The sequence below is a fragment of the Klebsiella sp. D-Nf1 genome (genome assembly GCF_002810515.1).
GTDB classification, from domain to species: Bacteria; Pseudomonadota; Gammaproteobacteria; order Enterobacterales; family Enterobacteriaceae; genus Klebsiella; species Klebsiella variicola.
The window spans coordinates 83,890-101,929 of record NZ_PIOK01000007.1; the positions used below are offsets into that span (position 1 = coordinate 83,890).

The window sequence follows — 18,040 nt, forward strand, 5'->3', positions numbered from 1 at the left end:
TCACCGCCCGAATGACAGAAGTTGATGGCGTAAAGAATGAATACACAAGATTTGGCAAAACTGCGTTCCATAGTGCCCGAGATGCGTCGCGTCCGGCACATTCACTTTGTCGGCATCGGCGGTGCCGGTATGGGCGGTATTGCCGAAGTGTTGGCTAATGAAGGTTACCAGATCAGCGGCTCCGACCTGGCGCCGAATCCGGTAACCCAACAGCTGTCGCAGCTTGGCGCCACCATATATTTCAACCATCGCCCGGAAAACGTGCGCGATGCCAGCGTTGTCGTCGTTTCCAGCGCGATTTCTGCGGATAACCCGGAAATCGTTGCCGCACACGAAGCGCGCATCCCGGTGATCCGCCGTGCGGAAATGCTGGCGGAGCTGATGCGCTTCCGTCACGGGATCGCGATTGCCGGAACCCACGGCAAAACCACCACCACCGCGATGGTTTCAAGTATTTACGCGGAAGCCGGACTTGACCCGACCTTCGTCAACGGCGGGCTGGTGAAAGCGGCGGGCGTGCATGCCCGTCTCGGCCATAGCCGTTACCTGATTGCGGAAGCGGATGAGAGTGATGCGTCGTTCCTGCATCTGCAGCCGATGGTCGCGATTGTGACCAACATCGAAGCCGACCATATGGATACCTACCATGGCGACTTCGAGAATCTGAAGCAGACCTTTATTAACTTCCTGCACAACCTGCCGTTCTACGGACGCGCGGTGATGTGCGTGGACGATCCTGTGATCCGTGAACTGCTGCCGCGCGTCGGCCGGCAGATCACCACCTACGGTTTTAGCGACGACGCCGACGTTCGCGTTGAGGATTACCGTCAGGTCGGGGCGCAAGGTCATTTCCGCCTGGTGCGTCAGGATAAAGAGATCCTGCAGGTCACGCTCAATGCCCCGGGACGCCATAACGCGCTGAACGCGGCCGCGGCGGTGGCCGTGGCGACGGAAGAGGGGATTGACGACCAGGCAATCCTGCGCGCGCTGGAAAGTTTCCAGGGAACTGGACGCCGCTTTGATTTTCTTGGCGAGTTTCCGCTGGCGGAAGTCAACGGCAAGCCGGGCAGCGCGATGCTTATAGATGACTACGGACATCACCCGACGGAAGTGGACGCCACCATCAAAGCCGCGCGCGCTGGTTGGCCGGATAAAAATCTGGTGATGCTGTTCCAGCCGCACCGTTATACCCGTACCCGCGATCTGTATGACGATTTCGCCAACGTGCTGACCCAGGTCGATGCGCTGCTGATGCTGGATGTGTATCCGGCAGGTGAAGCCCCGATCCCGGGCGCCGATAGCCGCTCACTGTGTCGTACCATTCGCGGTCGCGGTAAAGTTGACCCGATTCTGGTCTCTGACCCGGCCCAGGCCGCGGAGATGCTGGCGTCGGTACTGACCGGTAACGATTTAGTGCTGGTGCAGGGCGCTGGCAATATCGGAAAAATTGCCCGTCACCTGGCTGAAATCAAACTGGCTCCGCAAAAAACGGAGGAAGAGCGCCATGGCTGATAAAATCGCGGTGCTTTTCGGTGGAACCTCCGCTGAACGTGAAGTGTCGCTGAATTCAGGCGCCGCGGTGCTGGCCGGGCTGCGTGAAGGCGGGGTGGATGCCCATCCGGTCGACCCGCGCGACGTCGATATTACCCAGTTAAAAAATCTGGGCTTTAAGAAAGCGTTTATTGCCCTCCACGGCCGCGGCGGGGAAGATGGCACGCTGCAGGGGTTGCTGGATCTGATCCAGTTGCCTTATACCGGCAGCGGGGTGATGGCCTCCGCGCTGTCGATGGATAAACTGCGCAGCAAATGGCTGTGGCAGGGGGCGGGATTACCGGTCGCGCCGTGGGTCGCGCTGACCCGCGCACAGTTTACTGCAGGACTTTCTGCTGCCGTTGAACAACAGATTGCGGCGCTGGGCCTGCCGGTCATCATCAAGCCGAGCCGTGAAGGCTCCAGCGTCGGGATGTCGAAAGTCAGTGAAAGCTGCGATTTACCGAGTGCATTGGCGCTGGCTTTTCAGCATGATGATGAAGTTTTGGTCGAAAAATGGCTTAGTGGGCCGGAATTTACCGTCGCCATTGTCGGTGAAGAAATTTTACCGTCAATACGTATCCAGGTCGCGGGAACCTTCTATGATTATGAGGCGAAGTATCTGTCTGATGAGACGCAATATTTCTGCCCTGGATTTGAAGATCCCGCGCGTGAGTCAGACATCCAGAGCCTGGTGCTTAAAGCCTGGAATGTTCTGGGTTGTAAAGGCTGGGGTCGTATTGACGTGATGCTGGACAGCGATGGCCAGTTTTATCTGCTGGAAGCAAATACTTCCCCGGGCATGACCAGCCATAGCCTTGTACCGATGGCGGCGCGTCAGGCAGGAATGAGCTTCTCCCAGCTTGTTGTACGAATTCTGGACCTGGCGGGGTGATATGTCGCAGGCTGCGCTGAATACGCGGAACCATGAAGAGGACGTTTCTTCTTCGCGTCGGAGTAATGGAACGCGGCTGGCAGGGATCGTTTTCCTGTTGGCGGTGCTGTTTACCGTGCTGGTCAGCGGGTGGATGGTTCTTGGCTGGATGGAAGATGCGCAGCGCTTGCCGCTGTCGAAGATGGTGGTGACCGGCGAGCGTCACTATACGCGCAATGATGACATCCGCCAGGCGATTCTGGCGTTGGGTTCACCGGGTACTTTCATGACTCAGGATGTGAACATCATTCAGAGTCAAATTGAACGCTTGCCGTGGATTAAGCAGGCGAGCGTCCGTAAGCAGTGGCCCGATGAATTGAAGATTCATCTGGTTGAATATGTGCCGATTGCGCGCTGGAATGATCAACATATGGTGGATGCAGAAGGAAATGCCTTCAGCGTACCGGCGGATCGCACCAGTAAACAGAATTTACCGATGTTATACGGCCCGGAAGGCAGTGAGAACGAAGTGCTGCAAGGGTATCGTGACATGGGGCAGGTGCTGGCAAAGGATAAATTCACGTTGAAAGTGGCGGCGATGACCGCCCGTCGCTCCTGGCAGTTGACGCTTAATAATGACATTAAGCTCAACCTTGGCCGTGGCGATACCATGAAACGGCTTCAGCGCTTTATGGAACTCTACCCGGTTCTTCAGCAGCAGGCGCAGACCGACGGCAAACGGATTAGCTACGTTGATTTGCGTTATGACTCGGGTGCGGCAGTGGGCTGGGTACCTGCTCCCGCAGAGGAAACTAATCAACAACAGAATCAGGCACAGGCAGAACAACAATGATCAAGGCGACGGACAGAAAACTGGTAGTTGGACTGGAGATTGGCACCGCTAAGGTGGCCGCTTTAGTAGGGGAAGTTCTGCCCGACGGCATGATTAATATCATCGGCGTGGGCAGTTGCCCATCACGTGGTATGGATAAAGGCGGTGTGAACGACCTCGAGTCGGTGGTGAAATGCGTACAGCGCGCCATCGACCAGGCCGAACTGATGGCGGATTGCCAGATTTCATCAGTTTATTTGGCACTTTCGGGTAAACATATAAGCTGTCAGAATGAAATCGGGATGGTACCGATTTCGGAAGAAGAAGTGACGCTGGATGACGTTGAGAACGTGGTCCACACCGCGAAGTCGGTTCGCGTCCGCGATGAACATCGCGTCCTGCACGTCATTCCGCAGGAATATGCCATCGACTACCAGGAAGGGATTAAAAACCCGGTAGGGCTGTCCGGCGTGCGTATGCAGGCGAAGGTGCATCTGATTACCTGCCATAACGATATGGCGAAAAACATTGTTAAAGCGGTGGAACGTTGCGGTCTGAAAGTTGACCAACTTATTTTCGCCGGGTTAGCGGCCAGTTATTCGGTATTAACAGAAGACGAACGTGAGCTGGGCGTCTGCGTCGTGGACATCGGCGGTGGTACAATGGATATCGCCGTCTATACCGGCGGCGCGCTGCGTCATACCAAAGTGATCCCGTATGCCGGGAACGTGGTGACCAGCGATATCGCCTATGCCTTTGGTACGCCGCCGAGCGATGCCGAAGCGATTAAGGTTCGTCACGGTTGCGCATTAGGTTCCATTGTCGGTAAAGACGAAAACGTCGAAGTCCCGAGCGTAGGCGGACGTCCGCCGCGCAGCCTGCAGCGTCAGACGCTGGCAGAGGTGATTGAACCGCGCTATACCGAGCTGCTTAATCTGGTCAACGAAGAGATCCTGCAGCTGCAGGAACAGCTCCGCCAGCAGGGTGTCAAACATCATCTGGCGGCAGGGATTGTGTTAACCGGCGGCGCGGCGCAAATTGAAGGCCTGGCGGCCTGCGCGCAGCGGGTGTTCCATACCCAGGTGCGTATTGGCGCGCCGCTGAACATCACCGGTTTAACGGATTACGCCCAGGAGCCGTATTATTCGACGGCGGTTGGGCTGCTGCACTACGGCAAAGAGTCACATTTGAGTGGTGAAGCGGAAGTCGAAAAACGCGTGACGGCGTCAGTGGGTTCGTGGATTAAACGACTCAACAGCTGGCTGCGAAAAGAGTTTTAATTTTTTAAGAGAACGCAGACAATTAGCGTTCTCAGGCGACAGGCACAAGACGGAGAGAAACTATGTTTGAACCTATGGAACTGACCAACGACGCGGTGATTAAAGTCATCGGCGTCGGTGGCGGCGGCGGTAACGCCGTTGAACACATGGTGCGCGAGCGCATTGAGGGTGTTGAATTCTTCGCGGTGAACACCGATGCGCAGGCGCTGCGTAAAACGGCTGTTGGCCAGACTATCCAGATCGGTAGCGGTATTACCAAAGGTCTGGGCGCTGGCGCGAACCCGGAAGTCGGCCGTAATGCGGCGGACGAAGACCGCGAAGCGCTGCGTGCGGCCCTTGATGGCGCAGACATGGTGTTTATCGCGGCAGGCATGGGCGGCGGTACCGGTACCGGTGCGGCGCCAGTGGTTGCGGAAGTGGCGAAGGATCTGGGTATCCTCACCGTTGCGGTGGTCACGAAGCCGTTTAATTTTGAAGGCAAGAAGCGCATGGCGTTTGCTGAGCAGGGGATCACCGAGCTGTCCAAGCACGTTGACTCACTGATCACCATCCCGAACGACAAGCTGCTGAAAGTACTCGGCCGTGGTATTTCTCTGCTCGACGCGTTCGGCGCGGCAAACGATGTACTGAAAGGCGCGGTGCAGGGTATCGCCGAACTGATTACGCGTCCGGGCCTGATGAACGTCGACTTCGCGGACGTCCGTACCGTGATGTCAGAAATGGGCTACGCGATGATGGGCTCCGGCGTGGCGAGTGGTGAAGACCGTGCGGAAGAAGCGGCTGAAATGGCTATCTCTTCTCCGCTGCTGGAAGATATCGATCTGTCCGGCGCGCGCGGCGTACTGGTTAACATCACTGCGGGCTTCGACCTGCGTCTGGATGAGTTCGAAACCGTGGGTAACACCATCCGTGCCTTTGCGTCGGATAACGCGACCGTGGTTATCGGTACCTCTCTGGACCCGGATATGAACGACGAGCTGCGTGTGACCGTGGTGGCGACCGGTATCGGCATGGACAAGCGTCCGGAAATTACCCTGGTGACCAACAAACAGGTTCAGCAGCCAGTGATGGATCGCTACCAGCAGCACGGTATGTCGCCGCTGACGCAAGAGCAGAAGCCGGCAGCAAAAGTGGTGAACGACAATACGCCGCAAACCGCGAAAGAGCCGGATTATCTGGATATCCCAGCCTTCCTGCGTAAGCAAGCCGATTAAGAATCGACTGGAAGTTGGGCATCTGCGCTCTTTGTGCTAAACTGGCCTCCCGATAGTGGTGTACACTTCGGTTGGATAGGTAAATTGGCGAGATTATACGATGATCAAACAAAGGACTCTTAAACGTATCGTTCAGGCGACTGGTGTCGGTTTGCATACCGGCAAGAAAGTCACACTGACGTTACGCCCTGCGCCGGCAAATACCGGGGTCATCTATCGTCGCACCGACTTGAATCCACCGGTAGATTTTCCGGCTGATGCCAAATCTGTGCGTGATACCATGCTCTGTACTTGCCTGGTTAATGAGCATGACGTGCGGATTTCTACGGTTGAACACCTGAACGCCGCATTGGCTGGCCTGGGTATCGACAACATTATTGTTGAAGTCGATGCACCGGAAATCCCGATTATGGACGGTAGTGCGGCTCCGTTCGTTTATCTGTTGCTGGACGCCGGCATCGATGAACTGAACTGCGCCAAGAAATTTGTCCGTATCAAAGAGACTGTTCGCGTCGAAGATGGCGACAAATGGGCTGAATTCAAACCGTACAATGGTTTTTCGCTGGATTTCACCATCGATTTTAACCATCCGGCGATTGATGCCAGCACCCAGCGCTATACGCTGAACTTCTCGGCCGATGCGTTCATGCGTCAGATTAGCCGTGCGCGTACCTTCGGTTTCATGCGCGATATCGAATATCTGCAGTCCCGCGGCCTGTGTCTGGGCGGCAGCTTCGATTGTGCCATCGTTGTTGACGATTATCGCGTACTGAACGAAGACGGTCTGCGCTTTGAAGACGAATTTGTTCGCCACAAAATGCTGGATGCGATCGGTGACCTGTTTATGTGTGGTCACAACATTATCGGCGCATTCACGGCGTACAAATCGGGTCACGCGTTGAATAACAAACTGCTGCAGGCGGTCCTGGCAAAACAGGAAGCCTGGGAGTATGTGACCTTCGAAGACGACGCAAAACTGCCTATGGCGTTCCGCGCACCGTCGATGGTTCTGGCGTAAGCCTGACCATTCAGTAAATTCGACTGGTAACCTGGTACTCTCTCCGACCAGGGAACCAGTCGTTTTTCTTTTATAACCCCTTCCAGTTATTTTTCGCAGTGATTGCCGGGCAATAATTAGCGTGCGTTCGCTGTTTTATTAAGCGTTTTCCCCGGGCAATCGCCTTCATTCATGCTGCCTCAGCGCGGTAATAATGTTAGTATTTGAGCGCAAAATTATTTCTCCGGGTTGCTTTACCCCGTGGATGTCAGGTTGTCCTGCAAAAAACGCTAATTAAGAGGCAGCCTGAACGATAACGGGTATACCAACGAAAGGTAATAAAAGTGAGTGGATTGCTGACGCGCTGGCGACAGTTTGGCAGACGGTATTTTTGGCCGCATCTCCTGTTGGGGATGGTCGCGGCCAGCTTTGGCCTGCCCGCGCTTAGCAACAGCCATGAAACCGCGACGCCGGCGAAGGCGACGGCCAGCAACCACAATCCGAGCAAAGTTAATTTCTCCCAGTTGGCGCTGCTGGAGAGCAATCGTCGGCCGAACTTCACCGTCGACTACTGGCATCAGCACGCCATTCGCACCGTCATTCGTCATCTCTCCTTCGCGATGGCGCCGCAGGCGTTGCCGGTGGCGGAAGAGTCGTCCCCGCTGCAGGCCCAGCATCTGGCGCTGCTCGATACGCTCAGCGCGCTGCTGACCCAGGACAGTACGCCGCCGGTGGTGATCCGCCAGGTGGCTTACATCCCTTCCTCATATTCTGCGTTCCGCGTGAGTGCCTGGATTAGCCAGGTGGCGGGGATCCGCGCAGGGCCTCAACGTCTCAGCTGAAAATAACCACGGACCATCCTATTTTTTGTGACTCCGCACTGCGGGGCGTTTGAGATTTTATTATGCTTATTAAAATGTTAACCAAGGTTTTCGGCAGCCGTAACGACCGTACGCTGCGTCGTATGCGCAAAGTTGTCAATATCATCAACGGTATGGAACCGGCGATGGAAAAACTCTCTGATGACGAGCTGAAAGCGAAAACTGCTGAATTCCGCGCGCGCCTGGAAAAAGGCGAAGTGCTGGAAAACCTGATCCCGGAAGCCTTTGCCGTCGTTCGTGAAGCCAGTAAGCGCGTGTTCGGCATGCGCCACTTCGACGTCCAGCTGCTGGGCGGTATGGTGCTTAACGATCGCTGCATCGCCGAGATGCGTACCGGTGAAGGTAAAACCCTGACTGCGACCCTGCCAGCGTATCTCAACGCGTTGACCGGTAAAGGCGTTCACGTGGTCACCGTCAACGACTACCTGGCGCAGCGTGACGCCGAAAACAACCGTCCGCTGTTCGAATTCCTTGGCATGAGCGTGGGCATCAATATGTCCGGTCTGCCAGCGCCGGCGAAGCGTGAAGCCTACGCTGCCGATATTACCTACGGCACCAACAACGAATACGGCTTCGACTACCTGCGCGACAACATGGCCTTCAGCCCGGAAGAGCGCGTTCAACGTAAACTGCACTATGCGCTGGTGGATGAGGTGGACTCCATCCTGATCGACGAAGCGCGTACCCCGCTGATCATCTCCGGCCCGGCGGAAGACAGCTCTGAAATGTACCGCAAGGTAAACAAAATCATCCCGCACCTGATCCGTCAGGAAAAAGAGGATTCGGATACCTTCACCGGTGAAGGCCACTTCTCCGTTGATGAGAAAGCCCGCCAGGTTAACCTGACCGAACGCGGTCTGGTGCTGATCGAAGAGCTGCTGGTGCAGGAAGGCATTATGGAAGAAGGTGAGTCGCTGTACTCCCCGACCAACATCATGCTGATGCACCACGTGACCGCCGCGCTGCGTGCCCATGCGTTGTTCACCCGCGACGTTGACTACATCGTTAAAGATGGCGAAGTTATCATCGTCGATGAGCACACTGGCCGTACGATGCAAGGGCGTCGCTGGTCCGATGGCCTCCACCAGGCGGTAGAAGCCAAAGAAGGGGTGGAGATCCAGAATGAGAACCAGACTCTGGCATCCATCACCTTCCAGAACTACTTCCGCCTGTACGAGAAACTGGCGGGGATGACCGGTACAGCGGATACCGAAGCCTTCGAATTCAGCTCTATCTATAAGCTGGATACCGTTGTCGTGCCGACCAACCGTCCGATGATCCGTAAGGACATGGCGGATCTGGTCTATATGACCGAAGCGGAAAAAATTCAGGCGATAATCGAAGATATTAAAGATCGTACCGCTGCCGGTCAGCCGGTGCTGGTCGGTACTATCTCGATCGAAAAATCAGAAGTGGTTTCGCGCGAGCTGACCAAAGCCGGCATTAAGCACAACGTCCTGAACGCCAAGTTCCACGCCAGCGAAGCGGACATCGTTGCTCAGGCGGGTTACCCTGCCGCGGTGACCATTGCTACCAACATGGCGGGTCGTGGTACCGATATTATGCTCGGCGGTAGCTGGCAGGCGGAAGTCGCCGCGCTGGAAAATCCGACGCCGGAACAGATTGAAAAAATCAAAGCGGACTGGCAGGTGCGCCATGATGCGGTTCTGGCCGCAGGCGGTCTGCACATCATCGGTACTGAGCGTCATGAATCACGCCGTATCGATAACCAGCTGCGTGGCCGTGCGGGTCGTCAGGGTGATGCCGGTTCTTCCCGCTTCTACCTGTCGATGGAAGATGCCCTGATGCGTATCTTCGCCTCCGATCGTGTGTCCGGCATGATGCGCAAACTGGGGATGAAACCGGGTGAAGCCATCGAGCACCCGTGGGTGACTAAGGCTATCGCCAACGCCCAGCGTAAAGTGGAAAGCCGTAACTTTGATATTCGTAAGCAGCTGCTGGAATATGATGATGTGGCCAACGACCAGCGCCGCGCGATCTACACTCAGCGTAACGAACTGCTGGACGTGTCTGATGTCAGCGAAACCATCAACAGCATCCGCGAAGACGTCTTTAAAGCGACTATCGATGCGCATATTCCGCCGCAGTCGCTGGAAGAGATGTGGGATATTGAAGGCCTGCAGGAGCGTCTGAAAAACGACTTCGACCTCGATCTGCCGATCAAAGAGTGGCTGGATAAAGAGCCGGAGTTGCATGAAGAGACCCTGCGTGAACGTATTCTGCAGAGCGCGGTAGAAACCTACCAGCGTAAAGAAGAAGTGGTCGGCGCCGAGATGATGCGCCACTTCGAGAAAGGTGTGATGCTGCAGACTCTGGACTCCCTGTGGAAAGAGCATCTGGCAGCGATGGATTATCTGCGTCAGGGTATCCATCTGCGCGGCTATGCGCAGAAAGATCCGAAGCAGGAGTACAAGCGCGAATCGTTCTCTATGTTTGCTGCGATGCTGGAGTCACTGAAGTATGAAGTGATCAGCACCCTGAGCAAAGTTCAGGTGCGGATGCCGGAAGAAGTTGAAGCGATGGAGCAGCAGCGTCGTGAAGAGGCCGAGCGCCTGGCGCAGATGCAGCAGCTCAGTCATCAGAGCGATGATGAGGCCGCTGCCGAAGATCTGGCGGCACAAACCGGCGAGCGTAAAGTGGGGCGTAACGATCCCTGTCCGTGCGGTTCCGGCAAAAAATACAAACAGTGCCACGGCCGTCTGAGCTAAGGCCTGATAAAAAAACAAAGGCGCAGAATTCTGCGCCTTTTTTATGGAGCTGATTCAATGAAAAAACTGCAAATCGCCGTCGGGATAATTCGCAATCCGCAAGGCGAAATCTTTATTACCCAGCGCGCCGCCGATGCCCATATGGCGAATAAGCTGGAGTTCCCGGGGGGGAAGATTGAATCTGATGAGACGCCGGAGCAGGCACTGATTCGCGAGCTGCAGGAAGAGGTTGGGATTACGGTAAGGTCTGCAACGCTATTTGATAAGCTGGAATATCAGTTCCCCGACCGCCATATTACGCTGTGGTTTTTCCTCGTGGAAAGTTGGCAAGGTGAGCCATGGGGGAAAGAGGGGCAGCCGGGGCGGTGGATGGCGGGACAAACACTGGATCCAGAGGCGTTCCCCCCGGCGAATGAACCGGTTATCAGCAAACTCATCGCCCAGGGCTGAGCATCAGGCTACGATGCTAACCCGATATATATATCGGGTTAGCATGTCGGTAAATCAGGGCTGCTGTTCACTCCATTCATCGCTGTCGGAGAGATCGCCCGCGCTGGGGATACGCTTCTCTTCTGCGGCCCATTCTCCCAGGTCGATCAGCTGACAGCGCTTGCTGCAGAATGGACGAAAGGGACTCTGCTCGCCCCACACCACGTTTTTGCCGCAGGTCGGGCAGTTGACGATGGTCTCTTCAGACATGTTATCTCCTTAGCAGCAGGCCAGTTCAAAATCAAAGCGCTCCGGCACGATCCCATACTCACTATCCAGCGGCATGAAGCGGATGGCGAAACGGCTCTTATGGCCGGAGATCTGCGGATACAGCTGGTGAGCCAGATCGAGACGCAGGCGTAGCAGGTCAGCATCATCGCCATTATCCTGGTAAAAACCATTGAGGCTGGTCTGTTTACGAAACGGCGCAGAGTTACGGATCAGGTCGAGGATCAGGTTCAGGGACTGTACCAGCGGATCGAGGCTGGTAAGCCAGCTGGCCACCTGCTCGTCTCGATGCGCCTGTGGCATATGGAGCCAGATATGCAGGGTCGGTAAATCGAAGCTGCAGCAGCCGCCTGGAATACTCAGGCGCTGACGCACCAGCGCAATCAGGCGATCTTCCCGCAGAAACTGACCAATACGCGGCGCGGCCATCAGGGTGCTGGAGGACTGTTTCAGTTGCTGGCGCAGCTCGTTAATACGCTCCTGATCGACGCCCGGCACTTCTGCCCAGGACTGGAGCTTGCGCTGCTGGCGCTCCAGTTCTTTAACCAGGTCGGTACGCACCTCGCCACGCTCCAGCACATCCAGCAGATCGCCGGCGTTACGGAAAAAATGGAGCGCATCGGCATGAGTGGCAATCATCGGATGGAAAGCCATCTGCTGGATCAGAAATTCGATGCGCAGCCAGGTACGCATTTTCTCATTAAGAGGATGTTCAAACAGAACGGGGGTATGCATTACGAGTTTTCCTGTGAGGCGGCCTGCGATGCCAGCGTTAAATACTTTTCGTGCAGGCGGGCAACATCCGATGCCACTGCATCCGGCGTGCCAGTGTTTTCAATAACATCGTCCGCGACGGCCAGGCGCTGCTCGCGCGTGGCCTGAGCGGCAAGAATATGTTCAGCATGTTCGCGGCTGACCTTGTCACGCAGCATGGTGCGTTCGATCTGCGTTTCTTTTGGCACATCGACGACCAGTACGCGATCGGCCTGGCCGGACAGGCGGTTTTCGACCAGCAAAGGTACGACCCAGAGGAGATAAGGGGAGGTAGCAGCCTGCATCTGGCGGCGCGTTTCCTGCTGGATCAGCGGATGTAACAGCGCGTTAAGCCAGGCTTTATCCTCCACGTGAGCAAAAATTTTTTCCCGCAGCAGGCGGCGGTTCAGCGTGCCGTCGGGGGCAATCATCTGCGACCCAAAGTGGCTGGCGATGGCCTGGAGCGCCGGGGTGCCAGGTTCGACCACCTGGCGGGCGATAACATCGGCATCAACAACGTTAACCCCGAGCTGCGCGAAGGCGTCGGCGACAGTGCTTTTACCGCTGCCGATCCCACCTGTTAACGCGACTGTGTACCCCATATCTTCTGACCCTGAAACGGATTGCTCGTATTTTTTGCATTCAGACAGCGATGACTGGCCGCACGTCGGAGAGGTGATAGTGATCATATCGTGATAGTCACGTGTCAACCGGGATCGCCGCCCGCTATTCTGTTTCTTTTAATCAAGCAAATCAAATGGTTAAAAATAATACGCTGGCGGGGAAAGGCATAAGTGCTTTTTTCTCCATTCACCAGGTAAATTTATACGATTGTAGCGTAAAAAAAGTGAAAATCGCAGTCTTGCGCAGGCCTGATTCGTGCGTATGATAACGTCACTGGAGTTGTGCTCTCACAATAATGCAATTAACCCCAGGAATTCGCACATGCGTATTGAAGAAGATCTGAAGCTTGGTTTCAAAGACGTTCTTATCCGCCCGAAACGCTCTACTCTCAAAAGCCGTTCTGATGTTGAGCTAGAACGTGAATTCACTTTTAAACATTCAGGCCAGACCTGGTCCGGTGTGCCAATTATTGCGGCCAACATGGATACCGTCGGCACCTTCAGTATGGCGAAAGCGCTGGCCACTTTTGGTATTCTGACCGCGGTACACAAGCACTACACCGTTGAGGAATGGCAGGCGTTTGTACAGGGCGCATCCGCAGACGTCCTCAAGCATGTGATGGTTTCCACCGGCACTTCCGATGCCGATTTCGAAAAGACCCAACAGATCCTCTCTCAGAATCCGCAACTGAACTTTGTGTGCATCGACGTGGCTAACGGCTACTCTGAGCACTTTGTGCAGTTTGTGGCGAAAGCCCGTGAAGCCTGGCCGCAGAAAACCATTATCGCCGGGAACGTGGTCACCGGTGAAATGTGCGAAGAGCTGATCCTCTCCGGCGCCGATATTGTGAAAGTCGGGATTGGCCCGGGTTCCGTCTGCACTACCCGCGTCAAAACTGGCGTCGGCTATCCGCAGCTCTCCGCCGTGATCGAGTGCGCTGATGCGGCACATGGCCTGGGCGGCCAGATCATTAGCGACGGCGGATGCACCATGCCGGGCGATGTGGCGAAAGCTTTCGGCGGCGGCGCCGATTTCGTGATGCTCGGCGGCATGCTGGCGGGCCATGAGGAGAGCGGCGGAACTATCGTTGAAGAGAACGGGGAAAAATTCATGCTGTTCTATGGCATGAGCTCCGAGTCGGCGATGACGCGCCATGTGGGCGGTGTCGCGAAATACCGCGCGGCGGAAGGGAAAACCGTTAAGCTGCCGCTGCGTGGCCCGGTGGACAATACTGCTCGCGATATCCTTGGCGGCCTGCGTTCAGCCTGCACCTATGTTGGCGCTTCGCGTCTGAAAGAGCTGACCAAACGGACGACCTTTATCCGCGTTCAGGAACAAGAGAACCGGATATTCAATAGCCTGTAATCGGCTTCGCTGGCGCCTGTGCTGCGCCAGCGTTTCTCACCCTCCCGCCCCACCAATGGCATCGCCCAGATGAAAAACAGGCAAATACATCGCCACCACCAGGATGCCGACCAGTGAGCCGGTTATCACCAGCATGAGGGGTTCGAGATGCGCAGCCAGACTGTCGGCTCGCTGATGCGTTTGCTCTCGATGATGGCGCGCCAGATTTTCCAGCATCTGATCCAGGGCCCCCGCGCTTTCACCCGTACGGATGAGCTGCAGGCACAGCGGAGTAAAACCGCCGCACCGGCTTAACGCCTGCCAAATCGGTTCCCCCTGGGCTATCAGCGCACGGGCTTGCGCCAGGCGCTGGCGCCAGAGCGGACACGACAGGGTTGCTTCCACACTTTGCAGCCCCTGCAGAAAGCTAATACCGGCGCTTTGGGTTAACGCCAGGACGGTGAAGATCAGGCTCAGCTGTTGGCCGCCGAGCAGGGGGCCGATGAGAGGGAGCGCGTTCAGCAGCCGCTGGCGACGCAGCAACCAGTCGCTACGCCGCCGGACCAGCTGGTTGAGCAGCAGCGGGCTCAGGAAAAGGGCCAGCAGTAGCGGCCAGCCGCGACTGAGCATGTCGCCTGCCGCAACGACCATCCGCGTCAACAGCGGCAGCGGCGTACTGAACGTCTGGTAGATGGCGGTGAACTCGGGCAGGACAAAATAGAGCATCCCCAGCACCACCAGCAGCGCCAGGGCGAGCACAATCAGCGGGTAACGCAGCGCTTTTTTGACCTTGCCGGCGAGCCGCTGCTGCTCCTGCTGTTGGTTGGCCAACTGCAGGCAGCAGATATCGAGCTTGCCCGTCAGTTCGCCGGTGCTAATCATCGCCAGATAAAGTGGCGGAAAGGCTTGCGGCCACTGCGCCAGCGCGGTAGAGAAAGCTACACCCTGAGCCAGCTCGCGGCCCAGGGCCTCAAGCAGGGCTTGCCATTGCGGGTGTGGTTGCTGCTGCGCCAGTAGCGATAAACCGTCCGCCAGCGGCAGGCCAGCCTGCAGCAAGGTGGCGAGCTGACGGATCGTTTCGCTACTGTAGCGAGGGTGCCAGAGGCTCAACTTCACTGCACAGCGGCGCACGGCCAGCGGCATGACATGCTGCTGCTGCAGGTGATGCAGCACCTCCAGACGACTGGTTTGCCATAGCATCCCCTGGCTCGGGGCGCCGTGCGCATCGATACCGCGCCAGCGCCAGAGACGTTTAGTCGCCATGGGGGATCCCCAGCACCCGCACCACCTCTTCAAGGCTGGTCAGCCCCTGTTCGATAGCCTGACAACCGCTTTCAAAAAGCGTCATCATCCCCGCGGCTCGCGCCAGAGATTCAATCTCAATGGCATTCAGCCCCTGGACTATTCCCTGGCGTAACCCGGGGGTGACAGGCATGACCTCAAACAGCGCCAGCCTGCCGTGATAACCGTGATAACAGTGTTCGCAGCCAGCCGCCTGCCAGCGCGGCAGCGGGCGCGGCCACAGGCTGTGCGGCAGGTCGGCGGCGCTACCGACATTGCGCCGACAGTGGGGGCACAGCTTGCGGACCAGGCGCTGGGCGATAACCAGCGAGAGCGCTGAAGATATCATCCAGCGGGCAATGCCCATTTGCTGCAGGCGAGTAAGGGTTTCGCTGGTGGAGTTGGTGTGCAAGGTGGAAAGCACCAGGTGGCCGGTCTGAGCGGCTTTGAGCGCGATTTCAGCGGTCTCGGCATCGCGGACCTCGCCTACCATGACAATATCCGGATCCTGGCGTAACAGGGCACGAAGTACGCTGTGAAAGGTGAGTCCGGAACGCGGATTAATTTGCGTCTGATTCATCCCGGCAATGGGGATCTCCAGCGGATCCTCCACACTACAGATGTTCACTTGCTCCTGGTTTCTGGCCTGCAGGGCGCTGTAGAGGGTCACCGTTTTACCGCTTCCGGTAGGGCCGGTGACCAGCAGTAGACCCTGCGGCTGATTCAGCGCCTGGCGAAAGGCCGCCAGCTGGGAAGAGGAGAGCCCGAGGCCCTCCAGATCCAGGGCCTGGTCAACCTGATGCAGAAGACGCAGAACAATTTTTTCGCCATAGCGGCAGGGCAGAGTGGCGATGCGAAAGGAGAGTGGTCGACCGCCGAGGTTCAGCGCGAACTGACCATCCTGTGGTAAACGATGCTCGGCGATATCCAGACTGGCCATCACCTTGAGTCGCGCGATAACCGGTGCGGCCAGCTCGGGGGCCAGCAACGGCAGGGCGTGAAGGACGCCATCGACCCGCAGGCGGATGCGCAAGTGCGTTTCCGTGGGTTCGATATGAATATCGGACGCCCGCTGACGCAGAGCCTGTTCGAGGATCTGGTTGACCCGTTCGGCGATATTCTCTGGCCCCGCGTTTTGCGCCAGTTGCGCCTGCTTTTCCTGGGCCTGCAGGCGCTTGTCCATCTGTTCCTGGCTCCAGCATTCAATATCGATTCGCTTTTGCGTCGCGAAGCGCAGCGCCTCCATCAGCTCCGCCGGTGGGGTATCGACCACCGCAATGGCTATTGTCTGCTCGTCGCTATGCAGCAGCATGGCGTGATAGCGGCGGCAGAGAGGGATCAGTTGTTCTGTTTTCATGTGTTTTCCCTTACTTCACCCGGAAGACGTCTTCGCAGGCCTGCTGAAGGGCGCTGTTGCTGGTGATGGTGCAGACGCGCTGCCAGCCAGTGACGCCCTCGGCGTTATCCCAGGTCGGCGTCAGAGTGACGCCTAGTCCGTTCAGGCTTTCCTGGCCGGTGAGGGTGACGACCCCTTTGGCTACGCTCATGGCGGAGAGGTAGCGCGTGGTTGTCGGCGAGGGAATGCCGTTGCTGCCGCCGTCACATACCGTCAGGCCGCCATGATCCAGCGCGCAAAGTTCGATGGCCGTCCGATAGGGGACAAAGGTCTGCAGCAGGTCGGTGAGGGCGGCTTTACGCAGGTAGTTCTGGTAGGCCGGGATGCCAATGGCGCTGAGAATAGCGATGATCCCAATGACCACCATCAGTTCAATCAGGGTGAAACCACGTTGTTTATCCATAAGTTGCTCCTTGTTGTGACAGGAGCACTGTGACGGGATTCGGGATGTCAGGCGAGAAGGCGAAAACGATCCGGGAAACCAGATTCCAGGGTTTTTACTTTGATTACATGGTGGGCATGAACGGCTGCGAGTCGGCTCGCAAATTCAGGCCCTCACGCCCGGAGGCGTGAAGGCCAATTGCTTAGCGAAAACGCATCGACAGGTCGAGCGCCTGCACATGTTTGGTCAGGGCACCGACAGAGATATAGTCGACGCCGGTGTCGGCAAATTCGCGGATGGTGTCAAAGGTGACGTTACCGGAGACCTCCAGCGCCGCCTGGCCTGCGGTGATTTTCACCGCCTCGCGCATCAGATCGGTGGTGAAGTTATCGAGCATAATGATATCGGCCCCGGCTTTTAACGCCTGCTCCAGCTCATCCAGGGTTTCCACTTCCACTTCCACCGGCACATCAGGATGTAGCCAGAACGCCTTTTCCACCGCCTGACGGATCGAGCCGGAGGCGATGATATGGTTTTCTTTAATCAGGAAAGCGTCGAACAGGCCCAGTCGATGGTTGGCGCCGCCGCCGCAGAGTACCGCGTATTTTAGCGCAGTACGCAGCCCTGGCAGCGTTTTACGCGTATCCAGGAGTTGGGTTTTGGTCCCGGCCAGCAGGTCGACGTAGCGACGGACGACGCTGGCGACGCCGGAGAGGGTTTGCACAAAGTTCAGCGCCGTTCGTTCGCCGGTGAGCAGAATACGCGACGGACCTTCGAGTTCAAACAGCGGCTGATCGGCTTTGACCGCATCGCCGTCGGCCACGTGCCAGGTGATGTTCACGTCGTCACCGGCGAGCTGAATGAAGACCTCTTCCACCCAACGTTTGCCACAGAAGACGCCATCTTCGCGGGTAATGACCACCGCATGGGAGTGTGCATCCTGCGGCAATAATTGCGCGCTAATATCGTTGTTGGCGTCGACTTCGCCGCCCAAATCTTCCCGCAGGGAGTGTGCGACAGCATCGGTAATATCGAGATTAATACGTTCCAGCAGCACGTCACGGCGGCGGTCGGGGTTGTAACGACGAGGCGACATGATAAAGCTCCAGATAGATAAGATTCAGAAGTGGGAAACATGCTAACCTGAACGACGTTTCAGTACCATACACACTTCATCCTTTGGGCCGGCGTGTGGCCCGGAAGCAT

General features: G+C 56.9%; 17 protein-coding genes. 10 read left to right on the forward strand and 7 right to left on the reverse strand.

Annotation, left to right across the window (positions count from 1 at the left end; translation table 11 throughout):
• The first annotated feature begins 36 nt into the window (after positions 1 to 36).
• The 9 genes from murC (at position 37) to mutT (ending at position 10,787) form a co-directional block, all read left to right on the forward strand.
• Positions 37 to 1,512 (forward strand): UDP-N-acetylmuramate--L-alanine ligase, encoded by a 1,476-nt coding sequence (gene murC / locus CWM54_RS22875; RefSeq protein ID WP_100681616.1) that lies wholly within the window; start codon positions 37 to 39, stop codon positions 1,510 to 1,512.
• A complete protein-coding gene (locus CWM54_RS22880) occupies positions 1,505 to 2,425 on the forward strand; it encodes a D-alanine--D-alanine ligase (RefSeq protein ID WP_100698598.1) in 921 nt (306 codons plus the stop codon). Before murC ends, CWM54_RS22880 begins: the two co-directional genes overlap by 8 nt.
• 1 nt (position 2,426) lies before the next feature.
• Positions 2,427 to 3,257, forward strand: coding sequence for a cell division protein FtsQ (ftsQ, locus tag CWM54_RS22885; RefSeq protein ID WP_004204342.1), 831 nt, complete (start codon positions 2,427 to 2,429; stop codon positions 3,255 to 3,257).
• Positions 3,254 to 4,516 carry a cell division protein FtsA gene (gene ftsA, locus CWM54_RS22890; protein ID WP_004204343.1) on the forward strand — a complete coding sequence of 421 codons (1,263 nt, stop codon included), beginning with the start codon at positions 3,254 to 3,256 and terminating at the stop codon, positions 4,514 to 4,516. The genes ftsQ and ftsA overlap by 4 nt, the downstream gene beginning before the upstream one ends.
• A 62-nt stretch (positions 4,517 to 4,578) precedes the next feature.
• Positions 4,579 to 5,730 (forward strand): cell division protein FtsZ, encoded by a 1,152-nt coding sequence (ftsZ, locus tag CWM54_RS22895; RefSeq protein WP_002888628.1) that lies wholly within the window; start codon positions 4,579 to 4,581, stop codon positions 5,728 to 5,730.
• 100 nt (positions 5,731 to 5,830) lie between these two features.
• The gene (gene lpxC / locus CWM54_RS22900; protein WP_002888632.1) at positions 5,831 to 6,748 is read left to right on the forward strand and encodes a UDP-3-O-acyl-N-acetylglucosamine deacetylase; all 918 of its coding nucleotides are present in this window, start codon (positions 5,831 to 5,833) and stop codon (positions 6,746 to 6,748) included.
• A gap of 323 nt (positions 6,749 to 7,071) precedes the next feature.
• Positions 7,072 to 7,569: a secA translation cis-regulator SecM gene (gene secM / locus CWM54_RS22905; RefSeq protein ID WP_061155761.1), complete on the forward strand. Its 498-nt coding sequence runs from the start codon at positions 7,072 to 7,074 to the stop codon at positions 7,567 to 7,569.
• A 62-nt stretch (positions 7,570 to 7,631) separates the two neighbouring features.
• Positions 7,632 to 10,337, forward strand: coding sequence for a preprotein translocase subunit SecA (gene secA, locus CWM54_RS22910; RefSeq protein WP_061155760.1), 2,706 nt, complete (start codon positions 7,632 to 7,634; stop codon positions 10,335 to 10,337).
• A 57-nt stretch (positions 10,338 to 10,394) separates the two neighbouring features.
• A complete protein-coding gene (mutT, locus tag CWM54_RS22915; RefSeq protein ID WP_061155759.1) occupies positions 10,395 to 10,787 on the forward strand; it encodes an 8-oxo-dGTP diphosphatase MutT in 393 nt (130 codons plus the stop codon).
• Between the two features lie 54 nt (positions 10,788 to 10,841).
• Here the strand turns inward: mutT and yacG are convergent, their stop codons facing one another.
• Genes yacG through coaE form a run of 3 tightly spaced genes read right to left on the reverse strand, consistent with a single transcriptional unit; the run spans position 10,842 to position 12,409 of the window.
• Positions 10,842 to 11,036, reverse strand: a complete 195-nt coding sequence (gene yacG, locus CWM54_RS22920; RefSeq protein ID WP_061155758.1) for a DNA gyrase inhibitor YacG — start codon at positions 11,034 to 11,036, stop codon at positions 10,842 to 10,844.
• A 9-nt stretch (positions 11,037 to 11,045) separates the two neighbouring features.
• Complete coding sequence (gene zapD / locus CWM54_RS22925; protein ID WP_061155757.1) at positions 11,046 to 11,789, reverse strand: cell division protein ZapD; 744 nt, start codon at positions 11,787 to 11,789, stop codon at positions 11,046 to 11,048.
• Entirely contained in the window at positions 11,789 to 12,409 is a 621-nt protein-coding gene (gene coaE, locus CWM54_RS22930; RefSeq protein WP_061155756.1) for a dephospho-CoA kinase, read from the reverse strand. Before coaE ends, zapD begins: the two co-directional genes overlap by 1 nt.
• A 343-nt stretch (positions 12,410 to 12,752) precedes the next feature.
• Here coaE and CWM54_RS22935 point away from each other — a divergent pair, with 343 nt between their 5' ends.
• Positions 12,753 to 13,796 carry a GMP reductase gene (locus tag CWM54_RS22935; RefSeq protein WP_008807421.1) on the forward strand — a complete coding sequence of 348 codons (1,044 nt, stop codon included), beginning with the start codon at positions 12,753 to 12,755 and terminating at the stop codon, positions 13,794 to 13,796.
• A 36-nt stretch (positions 13,797 to 13,832) separates the two neighbouring features.
• Here the strand turns inward: CWM54_RS22935 and hofC are convergent, their stop codons facing one another.
• From hofC to nadC, 4 genes are all read right to left on the reverse strand, one after another.
• Positions 13,833 to 15,038, reverse strand: a complete 1,206-nt coding sequence (gene hofC, locus CWM54_RS22940; RefSeq protein ID WP_100681613.1) for a protein transport protein HofC — start codon at positions 15,036 to 15,038, stop codon at positions 13,833 to 13,835.
• The gene (gene gspE, locus CWM54_RS22945) at positions 15,028 to 16,413 is read right to left on the reverse strand and encodes a type II secretion system protein GspE (protein ID WP_100681612.1); all 1,386 of its coding nucleotides are present in this window, start codon (positions 16,411 to 16,413) and stop codon (positions 15,028 to 15,030) included. Before gspE ends, hofC begins: the two co-directional genes overlap by 11 nt.
• Before the next feature lie 10 nt (positions 16,414 to 16,423).
• Positions 16,424 to 16,855: a prepilin peptidase-dependent pilin gene (gene ppdD / locus CWM54_RS22950; protein ID WP_100698600.1), complete on the reverse strand. Its 432-nt coding sequence runs from the start codon at positions 16,853 to 16,855 to the stop codon at positions 16,424 to 16,426.
• A gap of 181 nt (positions 16,856 to 17,036) precedes the next feature.
• Positions 17,037 to 17,930, reverse strand: a complete 894-nt coding sequence (gene nadC / locus CWM54_RS22955) for a carboxylating nicotinate-nucleotide diphosphorylase (RefSeq protein WP_061155751.1) — start codon at positions 17,928 to 17,930, stop codon at positions 17,037 to 17,039.
• Positions 17,931 to 18,040: the final 110 nt, after the last annotated feature.

Excerpts from the sequence above, each read along its gene's own strand:
- lpxC (WP_002888632.1), top strand. The coding sequence starts at position 5,831 with ATGATCAAACAAAGGACTCTTAAACGTATCGTTCAGGCGACTGGTGTC.
- gspE (WP_100681612.1), bottom strand. The coding sequence starts at position 16,413 with ATGAAAACAGAACAACTGATCCCTCTCTGCCGCCGCTATCACGCCATG.
- ppdD (WP_100698600.1), bottom strand. The coding sequence starts at position 16,855 with ATGGATAAACAACGTGGTTTCACCCTGATTGAACTGATGGTGGTCATT.
- nadC (WP_061155751.1), bottom strand. The coding sequence starts at position 17,930 with ATGTCGCCTCGTCGTTACAACCCCGACCGCCGCCGTGACGTGCTGCTG.
- hofC (WP_100681613.1), bottom strand. The coding sequence starts at position 15,038 with ATGGCGACTAAACGTCTCTGGCGCTGGCGCGGTATCGATGCGCACGGC.
- CWM54_RS22935 (WP_008807421.1), top strand. The coding sequence starts at position 12,753 with ATGCGTATTGAAGAAGATCTGAAGCTTGGTTTCAAAGACGTTCTTATC.
- yacG (WP_061155758.1), bottom strand. The coding sequence starts at position 11,036 with ATGTCTGAAGAGACCATCGTCAACTGCCCGACCTGCGGCAAAAACGTG.
- mutT (WP_061155759.1), top strand. The coding sequence starts at position 10,395 with ATGAAAAAACTGCAAATCGCCGTCGGGATAATTCGCAATCCGCAAGGC.
- CWM54_RS22880 (WP_100698598.1), top strand. The coding sequence starts at position 1,505 with ATGGCTGATAAAATCGCGGTGCTTTTCGGTGGAACCTCCGCTGAACGT.
- murC (WP_100681616.1), top strand. The coding sequence starts at position 37 with ATGAATACACAAGATTTGGCAAAACTGCGTTCCATAGTGCCCGAGATG.
- zapD (WP_061155757.1), bottom strand. The coding sequence starts at position 11,789 with ATGCATACCCCCGTTCTGTTTGAACATCCTCTTAATGAGAAAATGCGT.
- ftsA (WP_004204343.1), top strand. The coding sequence starts at position 3,254 with ATGATCAAGGCGACGGACAGAAAACTGGTAGTTGGACTGGAGATTGGC.
- ftsQ (WP_004204342.1), top strand. The coding sequence starts at position 2,427 with ATGTCGCAGGCTGCGCTGAATACGCGGAACCATGAAGAGGACGTTTCT.
- ftsZ (WP_002888628.1), top strand. The coding sequence starts at position 4,579 with ATGTTTGAACCTATGGAACTGACCAACGACGCGGTGATTAAAGTCATC.
- secA (WP_061155760.1), top strand. The coding sequence starts at position 7,632 with ATGCTTATTAAAATGTTAACCAAGGTTTTCGGCAGCCGTAACGACCGT.
- coaE (WP_061155756.1), bottom strand. The coding sequence starts at position 12,409 with ATGGGGTACACAGTCGCGTTAACAGGTGGGATCGGCAGCGGTAAAAGC.